Source organism: Nostoc sp. CmiVER01 (genome assembly GCF_034531135.2).
GTDB lineage: Bacteria > Cyanobacteriota > Cyanobacteriia > Cyanobacteriales > Nostocaceae > Nostoc.
This window is the reverse complement of the sequence record NZ_JAVRBU020000006.1, coordinates 68,257-92,050: the sequence shown is the minus strand read 5'-3', so window position 1 is coordinate 92,050 and position 23,794 is coordinate 68,257. Positions and strand designations below refer to the sequence as shown.

Genomic DNA, 23,794 nt, shown 5'->3' with positions numbered 1-23,794 from the left:
AGTTGCTAATTGAAAATATTTAACTGCAAATTTAATATGCGTGAGTTTAACGAATCCTAGCTGAAAAAGCCAGCCTTAAAATCAAGTTGCAAGGAATCAGGCAGGAGGCAGGGGAGAGCTAGAGTCAAGTTCATCCATTTGGGAACTCCGTTCATCCTCCTCGGAACTGGATTCATCCGCCTCAGAACTCCGTTTATCTCCATCATCCACTTACGAGAGATAATCTCAGTAGACGTTATCTTAAAAAAGTAGTGCGCGGGCGTAATTACATATCCAGCCCAGTTTGCCGAATTCAGCACAAACTCACGACAAGTAGTAGCTTGCAAGGTTTCTTTTGATGAATAGCACAAAGTTTCTTTTTTTACATAAACAAATTACTGGCTGGCAAAGGTGGGTATCCAAATGCCTGGTGTTGCTTGCAAGTCTTTTCATTATAAGTATGCAACCTGCACATGCTGGTCTTAATAATGATTTATATGATGGCAACATCTTTGTCGTTTATGCTGGCAATGGTTCATTGGTTCCTCCCAGACAGACACTTGCACAAGCTTTAGCGGAACATAAACCCATATTTTTGGCCTTTTATTTGGATGACAGCAGCGATTCCAAAAGATATGCCATTTCCATTTCACGAGTACAGGAATTCTATGGTCGGGTAGCAGAAATTATGCCGATTAGTGTAGATGCTATCCCGCTTAAACAGACCTACGACCCTACAGAAGCAGGATATTACTATTCTGGGGCTGTTCCTCAAGTTGTGGTGTTTAATAAATCAGGTGAAGTCGTTTTAAATAAAAAAGGTCAAGTACCTTTTGAAGAGATAGACGATGAATTTCGTAAAATCTTTGATTTATTACCACGTACTGAAACAGCACAGCTAAAACGGCGAGCCTTTAATGAGTTTAGTAGTGAGTTAGCTAAGTAACTTATGGGGTAGACCAAATAGGTCTGCCCTAATTTTTAGTGATATCTGTTACTACATTGCCGCCGATGTCAAAGCATAATATTGAAATATCTGTGTTAACAGATTAAAAAGTTCATTCATAGTCTATAGTCCATAACAAATGACTAATGACAAATGACAAATGACTAACTAGAGTGTATTCTAATGTCAAAGGTTTACACGACTCAGGAGCTAATTCAAATTTTGGCAGCCGAACGCCAAGCCTGCCTCAAAGGAAAACGCCTAAAATTAGAAATACCAGTCTCTGGTAATCCTGTAATTGACCAGTTTCTCATGACTGATGGGCTGCAAAAGTTCACTGCTTATCAAGATTTTAAAGCTGCAATTCATGAATATCAAAGAGAAAATCAAGTTTCAGGTATTATTTGGCGGGAGGTAACAGTCAAAGGTAAAAACTTAAACTATCCTGAAGTAGACAGTGAGTTAATAGCCCTCGCAAGTGACTTAGAGATATTAAAAACTGCTAAAAATTCTATTGTAGAATTTTGGTATGAAGTCTCTATAGGAATGGATTTATACTTGAGTTTCAATAATAATAAACAGTACCAAAAAATTGTCACATCTGATGTAGAAAGAATTGTTCAAATAACAGAATGGGCAAGCTTATGCAAGTGGGAAAATTCTAGTTTTTTGGAAATGATTTTACAGCTAGGATGGGGTAAACCAGAAGAAGCTTGTTATAAACGAGGAAGACCGCAATCGGGTAGTGAATATATTCATGCAGTCAATCCTGGTAATCGACCTATTGGTTGAGTGAAGAGGTAGGGGGCAGGGAGCAAGGGGGATAATTCGGCGATTCAACCCCATCTATTATGTTAGCTTACCGTAGGGTACAAGAACCACGCTTATGAAATGGGGGATTCCAACTCATGTTCTCCCCTTCATTCCACAGCAGGGAGCAGGGGGAAATGATCCCTGCTCCCTGCTCCCTTGCCTGTTTCAAGGTTGATTCTGTCCAATGAGATTGACGATCGCACTAGCTAAATCTGCTGGATCGACGGGTTTAGGTAAGTGTTTTTGAAATCCTGCTGCCATTGCTTGGTTGTAATTAATTTCTCCAGCATAAGCTGTCAATGCGATCGCGGGAATTTGCCCGTTTTTATCTGGCGGTAATTTTCTCACCTCGCGCAGTAGCATATAGCCATCCATTACAGGCATTCCAATATCGCTTAACAAAATATCTGGCTTTGATTGGGCTAGTATTTCCAGCGCTTCACTTGCTGATTCAGCTAATGTTACAGTTGCGCCATATTGTTCTAGCGCAAAGCTAAAAAACTCTCGCACATCTGCTTGATCGTCCACAAGCAAGATTTGGACTCCAGCAAGTAATGTGTCGTCAGTACTAAGTTCTGGTTGAGAAGCCTCATCACTGCTGACTCGTAACTCTGAGTTTTTGAGCAAAGGTAGTCTGACTGTAAAGGTAGCTCCTTGTCCTTCTCCTAAACTCTCTGCCTGAACTGTACCACCGTGAAGTTCTACCAAATGACGCACAATTGCTAGTCCCAATCCCAGTCCGCCAAATATCCTGGTTGTCTTGGCATCTGCTTGTCGAAAGTAATCAAATACGTAAGGCAAAAATTCCAGCATGATTCCCTTACCTGTATCAATCACCTGAATTTGAGCTTCTGATCCAACTTGTTCTAGACGTACTTCTACTTGTCCTTCTGTGGGTGTGAATTTAACAGCATTAGAGAGGAGATTCCACATTACTTGTTGCAAGCGATCGCCATCACCCAAAACTTTGCCGATATCAGGACTTAGCACCGTTTTTATTTCAATTGATTTGGCTTCGGCTGCTAAACGCACCGTTTCTAGTGCAGCTGCGATCGCTGCTTTTAAATCCACTGCGTAGAGATTTAACCTGACTTTACCTTGTAATATCCGCGAAACATCAAGTAAATCTCCAATCAGTTGAGTTTGTAACTTGGCATTACGCTCGATTGTTTCCAATGCCCGGATTCTTGTGGCTTCGTCAAACTTGCGGGTTCTAAGTAACTTCGCCCATCCTAAAATCGGATTTAGAGGAGTTCTAAGTTCATGGGAAAGGACGGCAAGAAATTCATCTTTAATTCGGTTGGCTGTCTCGGCTTGGGCCCTTGCAGTTTTTTCGGCTTCGTAAAGTTGAGCGCGGGCGATCGCTTGGCCACACTGCTGTCCCAGTGTCAACATAAATCCCCGGTCTTCTTCATTAAATATTTGTCCAGTGTTAAAGCTAAATCCCAAAGCCCCAATTACTTTACCTTCTGCTACCAAGGGAATAGAAGCCCAGGCATTATTCGGTATAACAGTCACAATATATGCTAGGTCGGGATATCTAGCAATCATGGCTGCTAAATTTTCTAAAAAAACCGGCTGCCCAGTTCTGACTGTTTCTGCTATTTGGTTAGATGCTGTGATGGGAAAAGTCTCCCAAGTATTTATAAGTGTTTGCGGATAGCCAATTGCTTGCACAATTTTTAGGGTAGTACCTCCCTCAGTAAGTAAGACAACGGAACCACCAGTAGCTTCCAAGGCGGCAATGCCTTGGTTCACCACTACATTGGCTACCTGTTGGGGAGTTAAGGCTTCCGAGAAAGCAGCAGTTATTTTTTGCAAAAGTATGGTGCGATTGATAGACCGTTCAGTTTCCTGGTATAGTCTTGCGTTGTCGATCGCTATTGCTGCCCGACGAGCAATATCCTCTGCTAAAGCCAAGTCTGTCTTTTGATAGTGCCGACCTGACTCGGCTGTAAAAAAAGAGATTGCTCCAAATAATTGCCCACGGGAACGAACTGGAATTACCATTAAAGAACGAATACCCAGGCTTCGCAGCAATTGCAGATGTTCCTCATTTTGAGCCATCTGGACAAAATTGTAGTCAGATAATTGGGGATAAAAGATAGAAATTCCTAATGCTAGCTGTTCCACAAGCTGTTTTGTTTTGGTTTTGGGTGGATAACGCCGTCGGATTTCGTCTAAAATGCTTTGCTTTGTCGGATCGGCAATTGCGATCGCAATTTGTTTACTTGACCAATCTTTCTGGAAAACATCTACAATACACCAGTCAGCTAGGGTAGGAACTGCTAAATTCGCCACACTTTCTAAGGCGACTTCATAATCTAATGAGGCAGCGAGTAAGGTGCTGGCTTCGACTAAAAAGTTTTGTGTGGCTTCAACTCGTTGGCGTTCGCGCAGCGCAGCTTGCTGTTCGTGCAGGGCGGCAAGCCGTTCGCTAATATCTTCAATAATGCCTAATGCATACTTTGGTTGTCCGTTAGCATCCCAAACTGCTGATGAAGTTAAATTTACCCAAACAATGGAACCATCTTTGCGGATGTAGCGCTTTTCTAGAGAATAACCACTAATTTCTTTTGCTAAAACTTGCCGAGCATTTTCCCAATCAATTCCTAAATCGTCAGGGTGGGTAATTTCCTGAAAGTTCATTTGAATTAACTCTTCATGGCTGTATCCAGTAATTTCACATAGGGCAGGATTAACTTGAAGAAATCGTCCATCCAACCCTACTAAAGTGATGCCAACAGCTGCCTGGTTGAACATTGCCCGGAACCTTTCTTCGCTTTCTCGTAAGGCAACTTCTGTTTGCTTTGCTGCTGTCACATCTGCCAAAATAATTCCAATCCCTACCGTTTCTCCCATTGCGTTGTTGACCGGGTAATAGTTGCCCAGCCAGTAGCCGTAACGTTCTGGTTGTTCCCTTGTATTACCACTGATTTCTACATTCAGCAGGGGTTCTCCAGTATTCAATACGTGCTGTAACTGTAGCTCCAACTCAGCCGCCATCGCTGGCAATACTTCCCCAAATTTGCGTCCTAGATGTTCTTCGATGGTCAAACCGTTAATGTCAGCGAAAACTTGATTAATTCGGATATATCGCAGTTCCCGATCAAAAAAGCACACGGCAACGGGAGCAGCTGCTAAGAGCGCATCTAGAAGAGATAGAGATTCGGCGTAATGGACTAAAGCCTGGTGCATATCTCGATAAAGTCGGGCATTTTCCATTGCTAAGGCAGCACGATGGGTAATATCTGTTGCTAAAGTGAGGTCAGTGCGATCGTAGCGACGGTCTGATTGGGTACTGACAAAGCTAATAGTCCCAAGAACTTGCCCTTGTGCAATTAACGGCACAATCATTACAGACTTCATCCCCAATTGCCGAACAAGTTCTAAGTGTTCTTCATTCTGAGTACTTGCTACTAATAGCGAGTCAGATATCTCTGAGATTAATTCACTTTGCCCAGTTTGCAGTACTCTAGTAATTGCACTTGCACCCTTATAATCTGTGGCATACTCCTGAAGTTTACGCGCTAACTCCGCTTTGGATGGGTCTGCATGGGCAATGGGTAGGCGGCGAATGGAACCATCTTCATTTAAAATATCAACGCTGCACCAATCAGCTAACTGGGGAACTGAGATTTTGGCAATCTGTTCTAAGGTTTCTTCGTAATCTAGCGAAGTAGAGAGTAAACTACTAATTTGGCCGATATGGCGAAGTCTTTCTTCAGCCTGCTTGCGCTCTGTAATATCAAGAACAAAAAAAGCTCCTCGATCTACAGTCCCTTCAAAGTGGCTACCACCCGCCAAAATTGGGAAGCGCGAACCGTCTTTACGAATATATTCTTTTTCAAAAGGGGTGCAAAAGGAATTGTCTTGAAATTGAGTTAGTGCTTGCTTATCAAGTGGCAGGTATTCTGTAGGAGTTAGGTTTTGCCAACGAACTTCTCCAGCAAGTAATTCTTCACGGGTATAACCCACCATACTTAGCAAGGCATCGTTAGCATCTGTAATCCTGCCGTCTCTGTGCCAGAAGCCAATACCAATCATATTAGACTCAACCACACTGCGAAACTTTGCTTCGCTTTCTTGCAGTGCTTGCTCAGTTTGTTTCAGTTGAGTAATATCAATTGAACTAATGCCTACTCCTAATAACTGCCCATCCGGCACACACACCGGATAATAGCTGACAAGACCATAACGATATATTCCAGCAGGATAAGTTTCACCGCTCACTTCTTGATTGAGTAAGGGCTGTCTGGTTTGCATGACTTGCTCAAAAACAGGCTCAATTTGCGCCGCCCATTCCGGCAGTACTTCCCTAAAGGTGCGACCAATATGTTCACTTTGCGGTACACCGTTGACAGCTGCTAACGCTTCATTAACATGAATATAGCGAAGTTCAGTATCGAGAAAAGCCAGCGCTACTGGTGAACTAGTAACCCAAGCATTGAGTAACGCCAGAGATTCGTCTTTTTGCTGAATCGCTTGCTGAAGTTCTTGGTGTAACGTGGCTTTTTCTAATTCTGCCTGCTTGCGCTCAGTAATATTTACACCTACACAGATAATACCTTGAATGCTATTGTCTACATCCCTTAGCGGTTCAATCAGCAAATCGTAGTAACGGTTTTCTCCACCAATTGTCAGACAAACCTCTTCACGGTTTGAAACACCAGTTTCTAGTACCTTCTGCTTAATTGCCGTCAATTGCTCTGCTACTAAGGTTGGAAATAATTCATAGTCAGACTTACCCAGCGCTTCTTCAGCAGTGTGTAGATCTTGAGGATTATGAATCCACTGATATTGCAAATCGCGATCCTGCTGAAATACCACAATATCTGAACTACTTAACGCTAATCGAAATCGCTCCTCACAAACTCTAAGCTTTTGGAGATTTCCATCAGCCCGGCTTTTAGCAGTTTTTAATCCCTCGCATAAGATACTAAAGAGCAATCCTTGTAATGCAAACAATCCAATTCGCAGAAAGTTGGATAAGTCAAAACTGAGATCATTAGCCAGGGGGAGAAAAAAGTAACTGCTCAGTAACGCAGACAAGGAAGTTGCTAACAGCCCTGATTTCAAACCACCATACCAAGCACTCACCATTACAGCGCTAAAAAACAGCAAGAAAGGAGTTCCACTCATGCTTAACCAGGGGTCTAGCATCAACATCAGCACTAATGTAAGTGCGACAATTAATACAACAATGCCATAACGCAGTAACTGGGAATAACAAATATGGGGCATGAAAATGTTTTGGAATAACCAATACTTATTGCAAAGGCTCTATACACCCTAAGCTAGTTTGCAATTTATAGTAATTTATCTACAGATAGATTTTTATTTATTTAAAAAACTTCTTTTGTAAGAGGTTAATAACCCAGTAATATAGTAGCCAAAGACAATAATAGTGAAATTAAAGAATCTGCTTTTGACCAAAAGTTTATAGTTGTGTTCAATAATTTTATTTAAAAGGCTTACTATTAAACAATGTATTTTAGGTATTGTTGTATTTATAAGTATTATTTTAGGACAAATTTCAATACTGTTCAGTTAAGCTTTTTTCTCTTCCCCTGCCTGCCTTAACAGATAAATTTCCTTAACTGATACCAATTCACTAAAATAATAAAACAGATATAAATCCTGAAAGCTTTGCTATATGTTAAGTTTTTTAATGCGTTAGCGAAGCAGTAGCGTTCGCGCAGCGTCTCGTAGAGAGGAACGAGCGTCCGTAGGAGCGTCATTGCCAATTGGGATGAACTGTATTAGGGCAAATTCAAGAAGATGAGAATAAGGCAAGAAGGCAGGTTTGCCTTTTAACAAGCTGATGACATAAAATTGGGAATAACATTAATATCGTTTAGCAAATGCATATTGTTTACATAATATTTTATAGCAACGGACAAAGAGCTGAGGATGACAATAAAATCACAAATTACGTTGTTGAACGCGCGTTTACTGCCAGCTGTTCTAACAGCTTTTTTGACTGCTATATATAAGATTAATACCTCTGCAACTAGAAGCGATCGCACCTCAAAGTTAAACTAGAAAAATCAGTGTGTAGCTTGGCATCGTAAGCATCGCTCTTATTTTTACATACCCTGATTAAATACAGTATTCCGACACTTAGGATTGGTAGCATCAGGGAATCAAAGCTGAACATAAGCGTTAAAGATAACAGGTTTTAATTTAGCTGAAAGTACAAGCTAGATGCGATTAATGTATCAACTGAGTTGCTATCAAGTGGTCGAGAGAAAATATATCCTTGTGCATGCTTACATTTTTTATTTTGAAGCTGTGTTAATTGCTCTCTTGTTTCTATACCCTCGGCTATTACATCTATGTTAAGACTTTCTGCTAGAGAAATAATCGCTTGAACAATGTCCAACTTTCTTCCATTAGCACCAATGTTGATAACAAATGAACGATCAATCTTTAATGCACTAAAGGGGAAATGGTGCAGATAACTCAAGGATGAATAACCTGTGCCAAAATCATCTAGATGTAACTGAATATCCATCTGTTGTAATTCCAAAAGCATAGCAGTAGCTGAATCAGAATTTTCCATCAGTACGCTTTCAGTAATCTCCAACTTTAAACTGCTGCCTTCTAGGCCAGAGTCTAGCAGAATTTGGCGAATTTCCTCAATCAAATTGGGGTGGCAAAACTGTTTACTGGAAATATTTACACTGATGGTTAAGATTGGGTTAGTAGGAAATTTCAATTGCCAAGCCTGCATCTGACGACAAGCTTCGCGTAACACCCAATAACCAATCGGCACAATCAGCCCAGTTTCTTCTGCTAAGGGAATAAATCTTTCTGGAGAAATAATTCCATGTTCACGATGTTGCCAGCGCACAAGAGCCTCAAAGCCAATAATCTTATAAGTTTCTAACGAGACAATTGGCTGATAGTAAACCTGAAATTCCTGGCGTTCAATTGCCCGTCGTAGATCCATTTCTAACTGTAATAACTGGGCAGCTTGACTGTACATACTAAAATCAAATATTTCATAGCGTGCTTTTCCTTGTGCTTTAGCACGGTACATTGCAATGTCAGCGTCACGGATGAGTTCTTCTGGCAAATTATAAGTGTTAGTGCTTAAAGCGATACCAATACTTACAGTAGTAATTACTTCATTTTCAGCAAGATTGAAAGCTTTTGTCAAAGCTACATTTATTCTAGTCGCTACATTTTTTACATCATTTAAATCTTTGATATCATCTAATAGGATTGTGAACTCATCTCCTCCTAAGCGGGCAACTGTATCTCCTACACGGACACACATTTGTAATCTGCGTGCCAGCGCAGTTAGCAATTGATCCCCAATCATGTGACCAAGACTATCGTTGATAACTTTAAAGCGATCCACATCTAAGAACAGGACAGCGAATCTGTAGTCTGAATGACGCTTTGTTCGCACCAGCGCCTGCTCCAACCTTTCGACAAATAAAGCACGGTTTGGCAGTCCAGTTAGTGAATCGTGAAAAACATCATAAATTAATTGCGCTTCGGTTTGTTTTTGCTCCGTAATATTCAACACCGTACCAATGAAGCGAATCGGTTTTCCGTTTTCATCAAAGTAGGCTTGCCCTTTTGCCCTCAGCCAGCGTTCAACTTTATCCTGAATGCCGATCGTTCGATACTCAGTATCATAAGAGCCACCTGATGCGGGATTAAGCGCCTCTTGAATAATTTGCTGAAGACGATCGCAATCATCCGGATGTAAACCCTCAAAAAATGCCTCTATACTACTCTCGGCATCAGGCGGTAGCCCAAACATGGCTTTGCAGCCGATATCCCATTTCAATTCTCCTGTAACCAGATTCCAATCCCAAGTTCCCAATTGAGCAGAGGCGATCGCCATCCGCAAGCGGTCTTCATTCTCCCGCAGGGCTATCTCAGACTGTTTGCGATCGCTAATATCTTTGAACAGGATGGCCACTTTGCGTCTCTCTGGCTGCTCAATGCGAAATGCATAAACATCAAACCAACGATTGAGCGCCTCAGAGCCATTTTCAAAGCGAATGGGTTCACCCGTTAGAGCCACTTTGCCATAAGTCTTGAACCAAAATTCTTCCATATTGGGAATGAGTTGGCGTAACGTTTTACCCTCTGCCTGTTGGAGTCCGGTTTGTTGCTCAAATGCAGGGTTGATTTCTAAGAAGCGATAATCAATCGGCGTATTGTTTGCATCAAACAACATTTCAATAACGCAAAAGCCGTCTTCCATCGTTTCAAACAGCATGCGATAGCGTTCTTCAGATCGCCGCAGGGCTTCTTCTGCCTGTTTGCGATCGGTAATATCAATAACTGAGCCGATGTAGCCTTTATACTGCCCATCTGCCTCAAACCAGGGACTTGCTGCATCAATTGCCCAACTATATTCCTCATCGTGACGGCGTAAACGGTATTCTGCTCGAAAGGCTTTGTGATGGATATTAGCGCTTATAAATGTTTCTCGAGCAAATGCAAAATCCTCTGGATGCACGGCATTGAGCCAACCAAACCCCAACCCTGTTGCTTCGGTTTGCCCTGTGAATTCATACCAACTTTGGCTGAGATAGGTACAGTATCCGGTGGCATCCGTCACCCGAACCATTACAGGTGCATTGTCTGCCATTGTGCGAAATCGTTCTTCACTCTGGCGCAGGGCTTCATCAACCTGAATCTGCTCGGTAATCTCTTGACAAACGGTATTGATGCCAATTATCTGCTCGCCATCCTTTAACGGCAAAAAGCTCTCCAGCCAGACACGCTCTACTCCCGGTTGTGCCGGAGTTTTTCCCCGAATTTCGACATTTAGTAATGGTTCTCCCGTTTCTAAGATAGGACGCAGTAATTCTTCAGCAGTATCCGCGATGTTAGGCAGTAACTCTCGAATTGTTCGCCCAATGTGTTCCTCTACGGAAAATCCATTGATCTCTGCTAATCGCTGGTTAATCCTCACAAAGCGTAGGTTGGTATCGAGAACACTCAACCCGATTGGAACAGACTGGTAGATGCTTTCAATCTCAGCCAGTTGCCGTTGCAGCGTTGCCCTGCTTTCCTGTAACTCTGCTTCTGCCTGCTTGCGATGCGTCATATTTTGGGTGAGTACCATGCCTGCAAAAATCTCACCCTGCTCACTGCGTACAGGCAAAGTATGTACTTCATAAACCTGATTAGAGTAAAGCACTTCCTGGACTGAAATTTGCCCTATTAAGGCTGCACGATACATCGGTTCAATTTGTTCACAGGTTTCTGGAGGTAGGACTTCCCAAATAGTTTGCCCCACCAGTGCCGCTCCATCTAATCCCAATTGTTTGATTTCGCTACCTTCTATAAGCAAAAAGCGCAATTCATGGTCAAACAGGTGAACTGCGCCATTAGGGATGTGTTGTGTTAGCGTTCGATACAAGGCTTCCCGTTCTGCCAAGACTGCATTTGCCTGTTCTAACTGGGCAGTCCGTTCGGCAACGCGCTGTTCTAGTTCCTGGTTGGCGCGTTGTAGCGCGGCTTCGACCTCTTTTTGCTGGGTCATCTCACGGGCAACGCAGTATATCACTCCCCGGGCAATCTGCGGTGATGCTGTCCATCCCAGCCATCGGTAGCGGCCATCCTTCGTCCGGTAACGGTTCTCGAAATTGAGTGTTGGTATCCCGGTCTTCACCTTCTCCATTTCTGCTAACGTGGCGAAGTGGTCGTCTGGATGCACGAAGTCTAAAAAAGGACTGGCTAATAATTCTGCTTCTGAGTAGCCAAGGGTTTGGGTAAATGCAGGATTAATCCGCTTAAAGTAGCCATCCAGACCAACGACCGACAGCAGATCAAGCGATCGCTCAAAGAAAAAGGCTTCTTCGGATAAAACCAATCCATTCACGGGTGAGGCAACAGGATCTTTAGAGGTCATAACAGAATTACGGAGCAAATAAAACGGAATTATCGCAAAGCAAACGAGATAAGTTGGGGTAAATTAATACTCAAGCGCTAACACTACTTAAGAATTTGCACATCAGGATAGTTAATAATTTTTCTATCCGCAGTTAACAAAGAACAATCAGTTGGTCAGACGGGTGGTTATGGAAATCGCTTAACTGAGTTGCATCAACTACCATTGGCAAAAATAAATTTAACAAAATGTAGGGGTTTAAGTCCCCGGCTTCTATCAAGCCGCAAGTGTTGTGGCGGGGTCTAAATCCCCGTTACAACATATAATTACTCTCTTCGTAGCGGGGCGAAGCCCATTGCGTTAGCGAGTCTTCGAGCGTCATTGCGAATTGCGAATTGGTTTAATAGTTGTACACCAGAATAAGCTAAAGCAAGTTCTAGGCATTTATCAACAGCCCAAAGTATAATTATTCTCTTTTATCTACTTATTCAGTAATAAAGAATCTTAATTTGTGAGATGTGCGTAACTTGCTGTCGTAGGCATCGCTCTTATTTTGACCTACCTATCTGAAATGTGATGAATCTATGCTTTAGAAGGATATCCAGTTAATCATCCCTAGCTAAAATTTGAGAAGAAGAGTACTTTTCTCCAAAGCCAAGCATGACAGAAGGAAAGACGCGGCGTAATTTCCTAATTACTAGTATTGCTGTAACTGGAGGTATTGTGGCAACTAATGCTTTTGGGCAAAATACTACCAACACGGCAATATCGCCAGCAACTATGCCAGAACGGTTGCTGGGACGCACAGAAGTAAAACTCCCGATCTTTGGGTTAGGCGGAGCAGGACAAACGCCGCTATCCTGGGAAGGAAAAGAGGGTGATGCTACAGCAATTATTCAAAGAGCGCTGGAACTTGGCATTCGCTACTTTGATACAGCTGCTAGTTATGGCCCGAGTGAAGATTATTTAGGCAAAGTGCTACCATCCCATCGCTCAAAGGTATTTCTAGCAAGCAAGACCGATCAAAGAGATCGGGATGGTGCATGGCGAGAATTGGAGCGATCGCTTAAACGTCTCAATACAGATTATCTCGATTTGTGGCAGTTGCATCGGGTCTCTTTTTCTGAAGAACTCGACACCATCTTTAGTCTATCAGGCGCAATTAAAGCTTTAGAAGAAGCCATAGAACAAAAATTGGTGCGCTTTGCAGGTATTACCGGGCATCACGACCCTCAAGTGATTGCCGAAGGTTTGCGTCGCTATCCTTTCCACACTACACTGATTCCTGTGAATGCCGCCGACAAACACCACCCACATCCATTTATTCCAGTGGTTCTACCAGTTGCTCAAGAAAAAAATGTTGGTGTGATTGCGATGAAAGTCCCTGCTTATGGTCGGCTATTTAAACCGGGTGGGTTGACAGGTATAGAGCAAGCTTTAGGTTACACAATGTCTCAGCCTGGAGTACATTGTTGTGTAATTGCCGCAGAAACTATTTCACAATTAGAGAATAATGTCAAGATAGCGCAGGCTTTTGTGCCTCTTAAAAAGGAAGAATTAACAGCGATCGCACTGGCGGCTGCTAATATCTGGGAAGATAGTACATTCTTTCGTGCTTGGACTTAGCCCAGCCTTGCCTAAGTTCCTAGCAAATGGGACTCAAACAAACTTTGCGCTCCTCTGCGCGACGGCAGTCGCTACAACAAAGGGAACCCCCGCAACACGCTGCCTCCCATTTGCGTTTAAATTTCAACCCTCAATTCGCCACGATTTTACCTAAAGCTGTACTTAGCCCAACCTTGTACATATTATAGAGGGTATTCTTACTAATCACGCTGGTAATATTGTGCCGCTTGCGACATATTAAACTGTAATAGCTTTTCCTCTTCCAACTTGTATCCAAAACTCGGTTTAAGAGGCGAAATATTCAAATTGCGAATAATTTCTGCCGCCACAGCCTTTGCTAGTAACGGTGGTACAGAGTTTCCAACCTGCCGAAATCCGTGCCATTTGGTTACATGAAATCTAAACCAATCTGGGTAAGAATGCAATCGCGCCGCTTCCCTAACTGTAATACAGCGCGGCGTAATTGGATGAATCGGTCTAGGAGATGTAAAAGAACCTCTATACTTGTCTGTTCCTGCTCTTAAAGTATTACAGACACCAGCAGGATGTAGCTTATAAAAACGACTAATTTTTTCTCTCTCGCCTTGTTGAGTATCCTGAAAACGTTGAATAGTTTCCGCAGAATGTTTTGTCCTTAAACTTGAATAAAGTATTCGCAAATCATATTCTCGTTTATAAGAATAATCATCATCTAAACATTTGATACCGCGAAGTACAAGAGCATAGTTACTAGGCTTTTCGTATTCTGCTAAAACCCAATCTCTTGTTAATAATTCTGAATATTTTTCTATTTCAGGCAAATCTCCAATTGCATCCAATACTGTAGGACTCAATGGAATATCAGATATTTTTTTAGAAGTTAAATTATTTGGTAATGCTTGTTTAGTAATCGGCTGAGGGTATTTTGGTAACTCTACATCTTCTCTTGCACCTATGAGAAATAATCTCTCACGGAACTGTGGTACTCCGTAATGTGCAGCGTTGAGAACTTGATAGTTTTCTTCTACTTTATAGCCGTGAATTCTAAACTCGTTAATTAAGGATTGGAGAATTTGTTTATGTTCGCCAACTGTAATCCCCCGAACATTTTCCATTACAAATAACTTTGGTTTTAGCTCAAAAACCAGCCGATGAAAGTGAAACACTAAAGAGTTTCGAGGATCATCAATAGCCCGTTTCCCAATTAGAGAAAACCCTTGACATGGTGAGCCACAAATTACCACATCAATTTCGCGATCGCCTATCTCAGACCGACTCCTAATTTCGTCCCCGGTTGTATCCACAACACTTTTACATAACACTCTCGCATAAGGGAAGTTAAACTCATGTGTTGCACAGTGGATCGGGTCAATTTCCACAGAGGCTAGCACATCAAAGCCAGCTTGTTCAAAGCCAAGAGTCATACCTCCCGCACCGGCGAATAAGTCAACAGCGATCGCTCTTTGTTTTTTCATCTCATAAGCCATGACACCTCTAAAGAGATTGGGATTGGGTATCACGTATTAAATATACAAAATTTTCCCTACTCCCCACTTTGTACAGACGCGATTAATTGCGTCTCTCCCTACTTCCCAGCCCCCGCCACCATTTGCAAAATTTCTTGAGCAACGCGATCGCAAACCCCAACTTCTCCTAAATTCTGCCGCATTTCTTGATAATCCGCCAAAGTTTGCGCTCTGCGACTAGGATTGAGTAGTAGTTCCATCGCTGCTTGGATAACATTCTCTGGTGTGGCTTGCTCTTGTAAAAATTCTGGCACAATCGGCTTCATTACCACTAAATTAGGTGGTGATGCAAAGGTTACAGAACCTTTGAGGATTTTACGAGCTATCCAAGCAGTCAGGGAACTTAAACGGTAAACTACAACTTGCGGCACATTTAACAGAGCAAGTTCTAGGTTGACAGTACCAGATTTACTAATGGCTAAATCAGCAGCAGCAAAAACTTCCATTTGTTGACCTGATATAATTGTCGCCCGTAAACCGTAACGCTCAATAGCCTGCTCAATTGGCTGTCTATAAACTTCCAGCGACAGAGGAATCCAAAAATGAACTTCAGGTAATTTCGCTTGAATAGTTTGGGCAGCTTGAAAAATTACTGGTAAAAGATATTTTAGTTCTTGGCGGCGAGAGGCGGGGAGAAGTGCGATCGCAATTTGTTCTGGTGCAATTCCCAATGTTGCACGGGCTGCTTCCCTACTAGGAGCGTCTTGGATTCGGTCAACCAAAGGATGCCCTACCCAAGTAACTTCTGCCCCTTTCTCACGAAAGTAACGGGCTTCTTGTGGAAAAATTGCCAACAGCTTATCTGTAAAACCAACAATCCGGTTAGTTCTACGCAAACTTATTGACCAAGCCCACTCTTGGGGAGCAATGTAATATACCACAGGCACATCTGGTAATTGCTGTTTCATATAAGTCCCAATTTCCAGATTGGGAGTCATATAATCGATCAGCACCACCAAGTCTGGTGGATTTTGTTTTAAGAAAGCGATCGCCTGACGCTGCACCTGGAGAGTTGGTAAAAGATAAGGCAAACCTTCTAAAATACCCATTGAGCCAATACTACTGGTATTTCCCAACAGAATTGCCCCAGCCTCCACCATTTTTTCGCCACCCAACGCCACAATCTCTAATTCCAACCCAATCGCCACAGCTTGACGCTTCAGCGCTGTAATTAGTAGTGATCCTTGTAAATCACCAGATACTTCGCCAGTGCTGATAAATATCCGCATTTGATAATTGGTAATTAGTAAAAATTAAGAGTTAGGAACTATAAGTTAGGAGTTACAAATTTGAGTCATCAACTCATAACTCCTAACTCCTAACTTATAATTCACGATTCATCACTCACGCCTTTTCTTCCTCTACCGGGAATTAAACCACGCCTTCCAGGCATCTGAGAAAGTAGCAGAAAACGTCGCAGATGCTGCAAATGTTCGCTATTCCCTAACAATTCCAACTCTTCTAAAGCATCCTTAAAGGGCAAATTAGAGCGGTAGAGAATGCGGAACGCTTTTTTGAGCATTTGTAAATCTGTAGAGTCCATACCAGACCGTTTAAGTCCGACAAGGTTGAGGGTTCGTACCCGCGCCGGATTTCCCTCCACCAGCATATATGGGGCAACATCCCGGTCAATCCGTGCCATGCCTCCCACCATTGCCTGTCTACCAATATGCACAAATTGATGGACACCTAAAACCCCACTCAGCCTAGCGCGTGACTCTATATGGACATGACCTGCCAACGCCACAGAGTTAGCAATCACCACCTGGTCTTCAATCACGCAGTTATGAGCCACATGGGCATAAGCCATCAGTAAGTTACCATCACCAATCACTGTTGCTTCACCAGCACCAGTAGCGCGGTTAATGGTAACGTACTCACGAATCAAGTTGTTATCACCAATTTTGACCCAGGTTGGTTCTCCCACAAACTTAAGATCCTGGGGTTCCATACCGATGGCTGCACCTGTAAAAATCTGATTTTGCGCCCCAATTTCACAAGGCCCCTCTAACACGGCATGAGCACCGATTATTGTTTCAGGGCCCACTTTTACATGCGCTCCAATCACAGCATAGGCACCGACTTGCACTGTATGGTGGAGTTCCGATTTCGGATGAATTACAGCAGTTGGATGAATTAGCGTTTTCAAGGGTGAATCTCCAGAACTGTCTTGATAAGCCAGCGCCGGGTGGGGTTTTTAAAGCAGTGCGTTACCCTGGTTAAGAGAGTTATACTGACTGCCATCCCATTTGAGGCGACTGGCATTGTTGAGCGTTAAGTATTTCAGTGAACGAAAGTGTCGGGCAAAGCAAGTTAAGTGTGTTCGTGAGTGCGTCTCGTAAAGAGGGCGTCGAAAATCAATAAATTATTCAGATGCTGTTGTGGATTTTTTTTAACTGCGATCCTTTTTCAGGATTCAGTAAAGGCATTTCACGGCTATGCCAATACCACGAAAGCAAACTTTTAATTAACTAGAGAAAACATTAATTCCCCTTCACAGGCAAGTTGACCGTCAACTTCGGCACGACCTTGCATCTTACCGAAACGACGTTGTTTTACCCATAACAGTTCCACTGTCATTACTAGTTGATCCCCCGGTACAACCTGGCGGCGAAAACGAACTTTATCGATCCCAGCGAAGACAAACAGTGCGTCTTCTACCGGAGACATTTGAGTAAGAACAATGCCCCCAACTTGTGCCATTGCTTCGACAATTAGCACCCCTGGCATCAGTGGACGTCCTGGGAAATGTCCTGGAAAATGGGGTTCGTTGATAGTAACATTTTTAACTCCAACAGCTTTTTTACCTGGAACGTAGTCAATTATTTTGTCTACAAGTAAAAATGGGTAGCGGTGGGGTAGCAATTTCTGAATTTCTTCAGATGTAAAGGTTGTTTTAATCTCAGATATGATTGTAGTCTCATTTATAGCTTCTGATTCGGTAGATGTAGGTGTAATGGTATTCACTTCAGTAAGGATTGACATTGGCCGTATAGTTGATTTTTCATCTGAAAGTTGAGTAGACAAGCGTATGTCGAAAGCCTTAATAATCTTAAATTTTAAACTTTAGATTAAATCTAAAATCTAAAATCCAAAATCTAAAATTCTCTGAGCCAGTTGAATGTGTAAATTGTGGCTGGCTTTATACGCTAAGAAATGAGCAATAGGAAAAATTCCTAGTAAACTTAAATCTCCTACTAAATCCAAGATTTTATGACGGACTGGCTCATTTGCAAATCTTAATGGTGGATTTAACCACCCTTCTGGCCCACAAACGAGTGCATTATCCAAACTGCCACCTTTAATTAACCCTGTTTTTTGTAAGTGTTCAATTTGATGCAGTAACCCAAAAGTCCGGGCGGGAGCAATTTCTGTAGCAAAGCTAACAGAAGCTTTTTCTAGTTCAGTAGTTAGTGACCAACTGTACCATTGATTACCAATGGCGGGCAGATCAAAATCAATACCGTAACTAAAGCGGGTTTCTGGTGCTGGGATGGCACATACAAAGGCATCGCCTTGATAAACCCATATTGGTTCTGTAATAGCCTTGGGAACTTGGTTGTTGGGCTGTGATACTAAGCCAACTTGGGCAATATTAGCTGTCCATACACTTGCTGAACCATCTAAAAGTGGAACTTCTGGGCCATCAATTTCAATCCGGACATTATCCACACCCATACCCGAAAGCGCAGCCAACAAATGTTCTACCGTGCGGACGGCTACCTCACCCTTGCCCAACTGAGTTGAGAGAACAGTATGACTAACTGCTGCAACTTGGGCTGGAATGATCGGCAAGTCCGGTAAATCTACCCGCACAAAGTAGCGTCCACTTCCCGCCTCAGCTGGTAGTATCCGCACTTGGGTACTAATACCGCTATGCAATCCCACGCCTATTTGGGTAATTTCCCCGCCTAGAGTGTGCTGTTGCATAGCCGAAAAGTCAGTATATTTCTTTTAGTATTGTTCATCGTCTGTTTTGGTAAAATCCCTGATATTTCCCAGAAAATGTGATTAATTCCTTTATCGGAATAGTATTGAGGTAAATGTAAAAATTAGCAAGCTAATCCAAAAAAGTTAATTGTCATTTGTCATTTGTCCTTTGTGATTCACCAACGATCATTGTACAGACGCGATTAATCGCGTCTGTACTGACCAATGACAAATTAAAATCTTTCGCCAATACCAAAATTAATTCGGCTATCACCATCATCGTTGATACCGTAGTCAATCCGAATTGGCCCTAGTGGAGATTGGACGCGAACGCCAAGACCATAACCAAAGCCACTACCATTTTTATTCAAAACTTCAGCCGCCCTAGTACTAGTTCCTAGATCGCTACCGAGATCAAAAAATAGTGCGCCACTGACTACTGAAAAAACTGGAAACCGATACTCTACTGATGCTTGCACATAAGAGCGTCCACTACCTAATGCTCCTTCTTCATAACCCCGAACAGAGTTGCTACCCCCAAGGGTAAAAGCTTCGTAGGGAGGTAAGTCACCAACGATGGTTCCTGCTTGCAGGTTAAATGCTAAAGTTTGTGCGCCTTTGGAGAGATTAATCAGCTTGATGGGTAAATATTGGCTGTAGCTTCCCCGAAATCTGGTGAGTAAGACGTTGCCTAGCCCGATGGGAACTGATTGATCGACTCCGAAGCGGAGATAAGAACCCTTAGTAGGTTGCAATGGGTTATTACGGAGATCGCGCTGTGCCCCCAGTTGCAACAGTAGTAAATCGTCTTGACCGCCGCTAGATAAGGTTAGTGGAATTTCGTCACTGATGCGGTTGCCGTTATTCTCATCAAATACAGCTCCTGTTTTTCTGAGATTGCCATCAGCATCACGCGCAGAAACCCGTTGATACTGTAAACCTGCTGAGGCAGTCCATACAGAACTTTTGTAAGGATTGGCAGAAAGAGGACGGGTAAAGGTAACACCACCACCTAGACGGAGAATCCGGGGGCGATCCTGAGCATCTGTATTAGTAGGATTACCTGGGTCAAACGTCCTAATATCTTGATCTTGACCATCAAATATCAACGAAATGGAACTGCGACGAAAAATATTGGTTGTGTAGGAAGTCCGGTAAGGATCTCCGGCAATCCAGGGGTCTGTAAACCGCAAGTCAAATAGCAGTTCCCGTTCTCCCACCTGTACTTCTGCTCCCAGTTTTTGGTTTCTACCGTTCAGGTTTTGCTGTTGATAGCTAACTGTTCCAAAAAGTCCGCTAGCAGAACTAATACCTGCCCCAGCCGCAATAGAACCACTGCTGCGTTCAGCTACATTCACTACTACATCCACCTTGCTAGGGTCAGTACCAGGGTCAAGGGAGACATTCACATCTTCAAACAGTCCTAGCCCATACACGCGCTGTAGGTCTTTTTGTACTGTGTTGCGATTGAATACTTGTCCTGGCTTCAACTCCAATTCTCGTGTAATGATGTAATCCTGTGTCCGCCCCCGAATTGGTTGCCCTTTCTCGTTTGTCTCTTGACCTTCTTTATTGCGGAACCGGACTCTAATATTTTCTACTACACCTTCTGCTATTTGCAAGGTAACAACTCCGTTTTCAGAGACTTGTGGCGCTCCAATCACGTTAGCTAGTACGTAACCTTGGTCTTGATACCGCTTGTTTAACTGCTTGATTCCTTCTTGCAAGTCACGCAAGTTAAGGATTTTGCCATACTGCTCCCGAAAGACTTCATCCACAGTATTCGCGGGGAGTACAGAAGCAACACCAGTGCCAGGATTGGCTTGCACTTCTACTTTGGTTAGGACGGGGTTAGGCTGTACTACAAAGCTCACCCGCACTCCCAAGGGGGTGTCTTCTGGCGATGCTTGCACGTTGGAGAAAAAACCAGTACCAAAGATGGCGTTAATATCTTCTTGCAATTGGCTGCGGGTTGTCGTTCGTCCTGGTTGGGTACGAATTACTCTATAAACTTGGTCTTCCAGTCCTGCTGGTAGTTGCCCAGTCTGTGCTCTAACTACTACTTCCGACACCAGTACGCGAGGGTCATTAGCTTCTGGAGCTGTGTTAGGTTGAGTATTTCCCGGAGTTATCGGCGGGTTAACATTCTGCGGACTGGGAGTTGCATCTGGGTTTGGGGCAGGTGTATTGGGTTGAATATTTCCCGGAGTTGTCGGCGGGTTAACATTCTGTGGACTAGGAATAGTGCCTGGGTTTGGAGCAGGTGTTCTTTGTTGACTACCTGGGAACGGAAGATCAGGAGTGGCAGATGGTTCTGGAGTTGTGGGTAATAAAGGTTGTGTTGTCGGTGGGTTTACATTTTCTGGGACTGGAGTAGTCTCAGGAGTTGGGGAAGGCGTTGGTTGTTGAATTTCTGGCGGTGGAATGTCCGGAGCAGGAGATGGCTGTTGAGTAGAGTTAGGATCTATTGGAGGGGTTTGTGCAGTTTTTGGCGTTGTGGAGGTTGGCACGATTACCCCTGAAGTTGCGTAGACGTGGCCCACCGCAAGCATCGTTTCTGGATTGACAGGGTAAACTGCGACAATGTGGGATTTATCCGCCTTCATAACCTTGGCGGAGTTAGGTCGAGATTTGAAACTTTTACTATCAACCTGATCTGTATTCTTTTCTGACTGCTGATTTGTTTCTAATGTCAAAACTTTTGTTGTCTGTTTTGAACTGTTGGCGGTTTCTGCATTTGCACTCAATGATGAACCGCCCAAAGGGGCTGCAATTGCTACTGCTGCCAGCAACATGGGAGATAAACGCATTTTACTTATAATTCCTCTTCACGACCACACACACAAAAAGTCATTAGTCATTAGTCATTAGTCATCGGTCATTGGTCAGTAGAGATGCGATTAATCGCGTCTGTACAATGATCGTTGGTGAATAACAAAGGACAACTGACAATTTAGACTTTGGACAATCCACACGAGTTTAATTGATTTTTACCCACTTAATTATTACTCTCTACTGCTTTTAGCACTCTTTGTAAAACCTCCTGGTAGGCATCCTCTACATTTCCTAAGTCCCGGCGAAAGCGGTCTTTGTCCATTACCCGGCGGTTTGTGTCCTGTTCTGCGGTATCCCATAAACGGCAGGTATCAGGGCTAATTTCGTCTGCCAAGAGCAACTGCTGGTGTGAGTCCAAACCGAACTCTAGTTTGAAGTCTACTAGGGTAATGCCGCATCGTTGCCAAAAGTTCTTGAGAAATTCATTGATTTGCAATGCTAGATGTGTAATTGCATCTACTTGTTCCGCAGTAGCTAGTTCTAACAGGTACAGGCGATCGCGTGTCAGCAAAGGATCTCCTAACTGATCGTTTTTGTAATAAAACTCTACCATTGGCTGTTTTAGAATTGTACCCACTGGTAAGCCTGTTTGCTGAGACAAACTGCCAGCAGCAATATTTCTGATAACTACTTCTAAGGGTAAAATTTTTACTGCCTTCACCCGCATCTGATTTGGGGTAGGGTTGTCGATAAAGTGAGTTTTTATACCTTTTGCCTCCAACTGTTTAAAAAGCTGGCTGGAAATGCTACAGTTAATTTTTCCCTTCTCTTGAATACTGCCACGTTTTTGGGCGTTAAACGCCGTGGCGTCGTCCTTAAAATCGGCCAACAAGACTTCCGGATCGTCCGTTGTGTAGAGGATTTTGGCTTTGCCTTCGTATAACTTGGAATTAACAGACATGGTGGCAGATAAAGTTCTAGGCGATGGACAAAAGTTGTCCTTTGAGGCTTCACCATTTTATCTTTAGTTATTAACTATTAGCCATTGGTAATTATTTAAGAGGGTAGGGGCACACGGTTAATTGTGCAGAGGTACATGGCAGGAACCCGTAAGGGACTTTCAATTAAAAAATAATCAATCGCTGTGTAGGAAAGGGAGCAGGCAGGGGGAAAAAATTATCATCATAAATTGGGTAATTTATTCTCTGGAAGTCCGTAACATCAAGAAGAAGACAGATGGCCATAGAGAAAATTTTCCCATTCTGCTCTGCTTAACCTTTATATCAGTTCTCCAAAAGGAGGCAACAAAGATAAATCACGAAAGTCTTACTGCATCTAAGTTTCTTAATTGCGTACAGCCCTGCGGGCATGAAAACAGCAAAGCGGGGCGTTAGTAAGAGTGCGAATTGCGTTAGTAAAGCGGGGCGTTCGCTTTTAGCGTCTCCAAGAGTTGCCCATTGCGAATTGCTATTACCTGTTTTTGATCACGCCCCAGCAGGAAGTTGCTAAAAATTCACAGATGAATCTCTAACTTTTAACAGACGATAATTTGCATTAAGCCATAGTATGTTTGCCTAAGTACTTTTACCCTACGAAAATCTGTCACTATTTTTGCAATAATGATAACTCATATATTATAATACTGGTATTTTTTAATATACTATGACTCAGGGTTTAAACTGAAGTTAATTACAGCTAGAAATTCATAAATTAAGATGAGATAAATTGACAACTGGGAGGTAAGTCAAATATTCTCTTTAGTCACTTTAGTAGAAAATTTTTTTGTAACTTTTACTGTAAAAGTATTTCAAGCTTTGTTTTCTAGTCTCAAAATCTAAATCAACCAATTTCCGCATCGTTAATTGGAAAAGGAGTTCGATGGTTCGATTTACCACAGTCTAACGACAGTAAAGATGGCGGTAGCTAATGATTAAGCTTTAGAGATTCAAACACAAGGGGAGTTAAATAAATTGGAGAACAAAATAGTGAACAAAGATGATTTTCTTTACCCTCGCGGCCGCTACTATGGCCAGGTAAAGCCAGAAAACTTGGTTTTTAATGCAAATCTACAAGAATTTGCCCAACGAGTAAGCTACATTTGCAACTTAGAAACAAATGGAAAACTGCCTCCAGGTCAAGCTTACGAACAAATAAAGGATCTATGGAAACAGTTGAAACGCTCAAAAAAAGAGCTAAGAATTGGCGAAGATCCGTTTCAGAATGACCAGGGGGAGGCTGAAGATTGAAGGGGACAAGGGGACAAAAGTTTAGAACTTCCAACAAGTCTTTCCCTTTGTCCCCAAGTCCTCTTTCCCATGCCCAATGCCCGATGCCCAATGCCCAATGCCCAAT

General features: G+C 42.8%; 13 protein-coding genes. 4 read left to right on the top strand and 9 right to left on the bottom strand.

The window, feature by feature from the left end; all coding sequences use genetic code 11:
• The first annotated feature begins 337 nt into the window (after window positions 1-337).
• On the top strand, window positions 338-925 hold the full coding sequence (locus RMZ43_RS11145; protein WP_322646516.1) for a thylakoid membrane photosystem I accumulation factor: 588 nt from the start codon (window positions 338-340) through the stop codon (window positions 923-925).
• Window positions 926-1,108: 183 nt separating this feature from the next.
• On the top strand, window positions 1,109-1,717 hold the full coding sequence (locus tag RMZ43_RS11140; RefSeq protein ID WP_322646515.1) for a hypothetical protein: 609 nt from the start codon (window positions 1,109-1,111) through the stop codon (window positions 1,715-1,717).
• Window positions 1,718-1,903: 186 nt separating this feature from the next.
• Here RMZ43_RS11140 and RMZ43_RS11135 read toward each other — a convergent pair whose 3' ends face one another.
• A complete protein-coding gene (locus RMZ43_RS11135; protein ID WP_322656173.1) occupies window positions 1,904-6,982 on the bottom strand; it encodes a PAS domain S-box protein in 5,079 nt (1,692 codons plus the stop codon).
• Window positions 6,983-7,919: 937 nt separating this feature from the next.
• Complete coding sequence (locus RMZ43_RS11130; RefSeq protein ID WP_322656172.1) at window positions 7,920-11,627, bottom strand: EAL domain-containing protein; 3,708 nt, start codon at window positions 11,625-11,627, stop codon at window positions 7,920-7,922.
• Window positions 11,628-12,266: 639 nt separating this feature from the next.
• Here RMZ43_RS11130 and RMZ43_RS11125 point away from each other — a divergent pair.
• Window positions 12,267-13,232, top strand: a complete 966-nt coding sequence (locus RMZ43_RS11125; RefSeq protein ID WP_322646512.1) for an aldo/keto reductase — start codon at window positions 12,267-12,269, stop codon at window positions 13,230-13,232.
• Window positions 13,233-13,432: 200 nt separating this feature from the next.
• Here the strand turns inward: RMZ43_RS11125 and RMZ43_RS11120 are convergent, their stop codons facing one another.
• The 7 genes from RMZ43_RS11120 to purC all read right to left on the bottom strand — a co-directional run bounded on the left by RMZ43_RS11120 (window position 13,433) and on the right by purC (window position 22,403).
• The gene (locus RMZ43_RS11120; protein ID WP_322656171.1) at window positions 13,433-14,686 is read right to left on the bottom strand and encodes a DNA cytosine methyltransferase; all 1,254 of its coding nucleotides are present in this window, start codon (window positions 14,684-14,686) and stop codon (window positions 13,433-13,435) included.
• A 110-nt stretch (window positions 14,687-14,796) separates the two neighbouring features.
• Complete coding sequence (gene lpxB / locus RMZ43_RS11115; protein WP_322656170.1) at window positions 14,797-15,966, bottom strand: lipid-A-disaccharide synthase; 1,170 nt, start codon at window positions 15,964-15,966, stop codon at window positions 14,797-14,799.
• A gap of 101 nt (window positions 15,967-16,067) precedes the next feature.
• A complete protein-coding gene (gene lpxA / locus RMZ43_RS11110) occupies window positions 16,068-16,886 on the bottom strand; it encodes an acyl-ACP--UDP-N-acetylglucosamine O-acyltransferase (RefSeq protein ID WP_322646509.1) in 819 nt (272 codons plus the stop codon).
• Between the two features lie 314 nt (window positions 16,887-17,200).
• Window positions 17,201-17,722 carry a 3-hydroxyacyl-ACP dehydratase FabZ gene (gene fabZ / locus RMZ43_RS11105; RefSeq protein WP_322646508.1) on the bottom strand — a complete coding sequence of 174 codons (522 nt, stop codon included), beginning with the start codon at window positions 17,720-17,722 and terminating at the stop codon, window positions 17,201-17,203.
• A gap of 99 nt (window positions 17,723-17,821) precedes the next feature.
• Entirely contained in the window at window positions 17,822-18,667 is an 846-nt protein-coding gene (gene lpxC, locus RMZ43_RS11100; protein ID WP_322656169.1) for a UDP-3-O-acyl-N-acetylglucosamine deacetylase, read from the bottom strand.
• A gap of 233 nt (window positions 18,668-18,900) precedes the next feature.
• A complete protein-coding gene (locus RMZ43_RS11095; protein ID WP_322656168.1) occupies window positions 18,901-21,477 on the bottom strand; it encodes a BamA/TamA family outer membrane protein in 2,577 nt (858 codons plus the stop codon).
• A gap of 188 nt (window positions 21,478-21,665) precedes the next feature.
• Window positions 21,666-22,403, bottom strand: coding sequence for a phosphoribosylaminoimidazolesuccinocarboxamide synthase (gene purC, locus RMZ43_RS11090; RefSeq protein WP_322656167.1), 738 nt, complete (start codon window positions 22,401-22,403; stop codon window positions 21,666-21,668).
• A 1,009-nt stretch (window positions 22,404-23,412) separates the two neighbouring features.
• Between purC and RMZ43_RS11085 the strand changes: the two genes are divergently transcribed.
• A complete protein-coding gene (locus RMZ43_RS11085; RefSeq protein ID WP_322656166.1) occupies window positions 23,413-23,688 on the top strand; it encodes a DUF7219 family protein in 276 nt (91 codons plus the stop codon).
• The last annotated feature ends 106 nt before the right edge of the window (window positions 23,689-23,794 follow it).

Coding starts and splice junctions, on each gene's coding strand:
- RMZ43_RS11095 (WP_322656168.1), bottom strand. CDS start 21,477: ATGCGTTTATCTCCCATGTTGCTGGCAGCAGTAGCAATTGCAGCCCCT.
- purC (WP_322656167.1), bottom strand. CDS start 22,403: ATGTCTGTTAATTCCAAGTTATACGAAGGCAAAGCCAAAATCCTCTAC.
- lpxC (WP_322656169.1), bottom strand. CDS start 18,667: ATGCAACAGCACACTCTAGGCGGGGAAATTACCCAAATAGGCGTGGGA.
- RMZ43_RS11120 (WP_322656171.1), bottom strand. CDS start 14,686: ATGAAAAAACAAAGAGCGATCGCTGTTGACTTATTCGCCGGTGCGGGA.
- RMZ43_RS11125 (WP_322646512.1), top strand. CDS start 12,267: ATGACAGAAGGAAAGACGCGGCGTAATTTCCTAATTACTAGTATTGCT.
- RMZ43_RS11140 (WP_322646515.1), top strand. CDS start 1,109: ATGTCAAAGGTTTACACGACTCAGGAGCTAATTCAAATTTTGGCAGCC.
- RMZ43_RS11130 (WP_322656172.1), bottom strand. CDS start 11,627: ATGACCTCTAAAGATCCTGTTGCCTCACCCGTGAATGGATTGGTTTTA.
- fabZ (WP_322646508.1), bottom strand. CDS start 17,722: ATGTCAATCCTTACTGAAGTGAATACCATTACACCTACATCTACCGAA.
- RMZ43_RS11145 (WP_322646516.1), top strand. CDS start 338: ATGAATAGCACAAAGTTTCTTTTTTTACATAAACAAATTACTGGCTGG.
- RMZ43_RS11135 (WP_322656173.1), bottom strand. CDS start 6,982: ATGCCCCATATTTGTTATTCCCAGTTACTGCGTTATGGCATTGTTGTA.
- lpxB (WP_322656170.1), bottom strand. CDS start 15,966: ATGCGGATATTTATCAGCACTGGCGAAGTATCTGGTGATTTACAAGGA.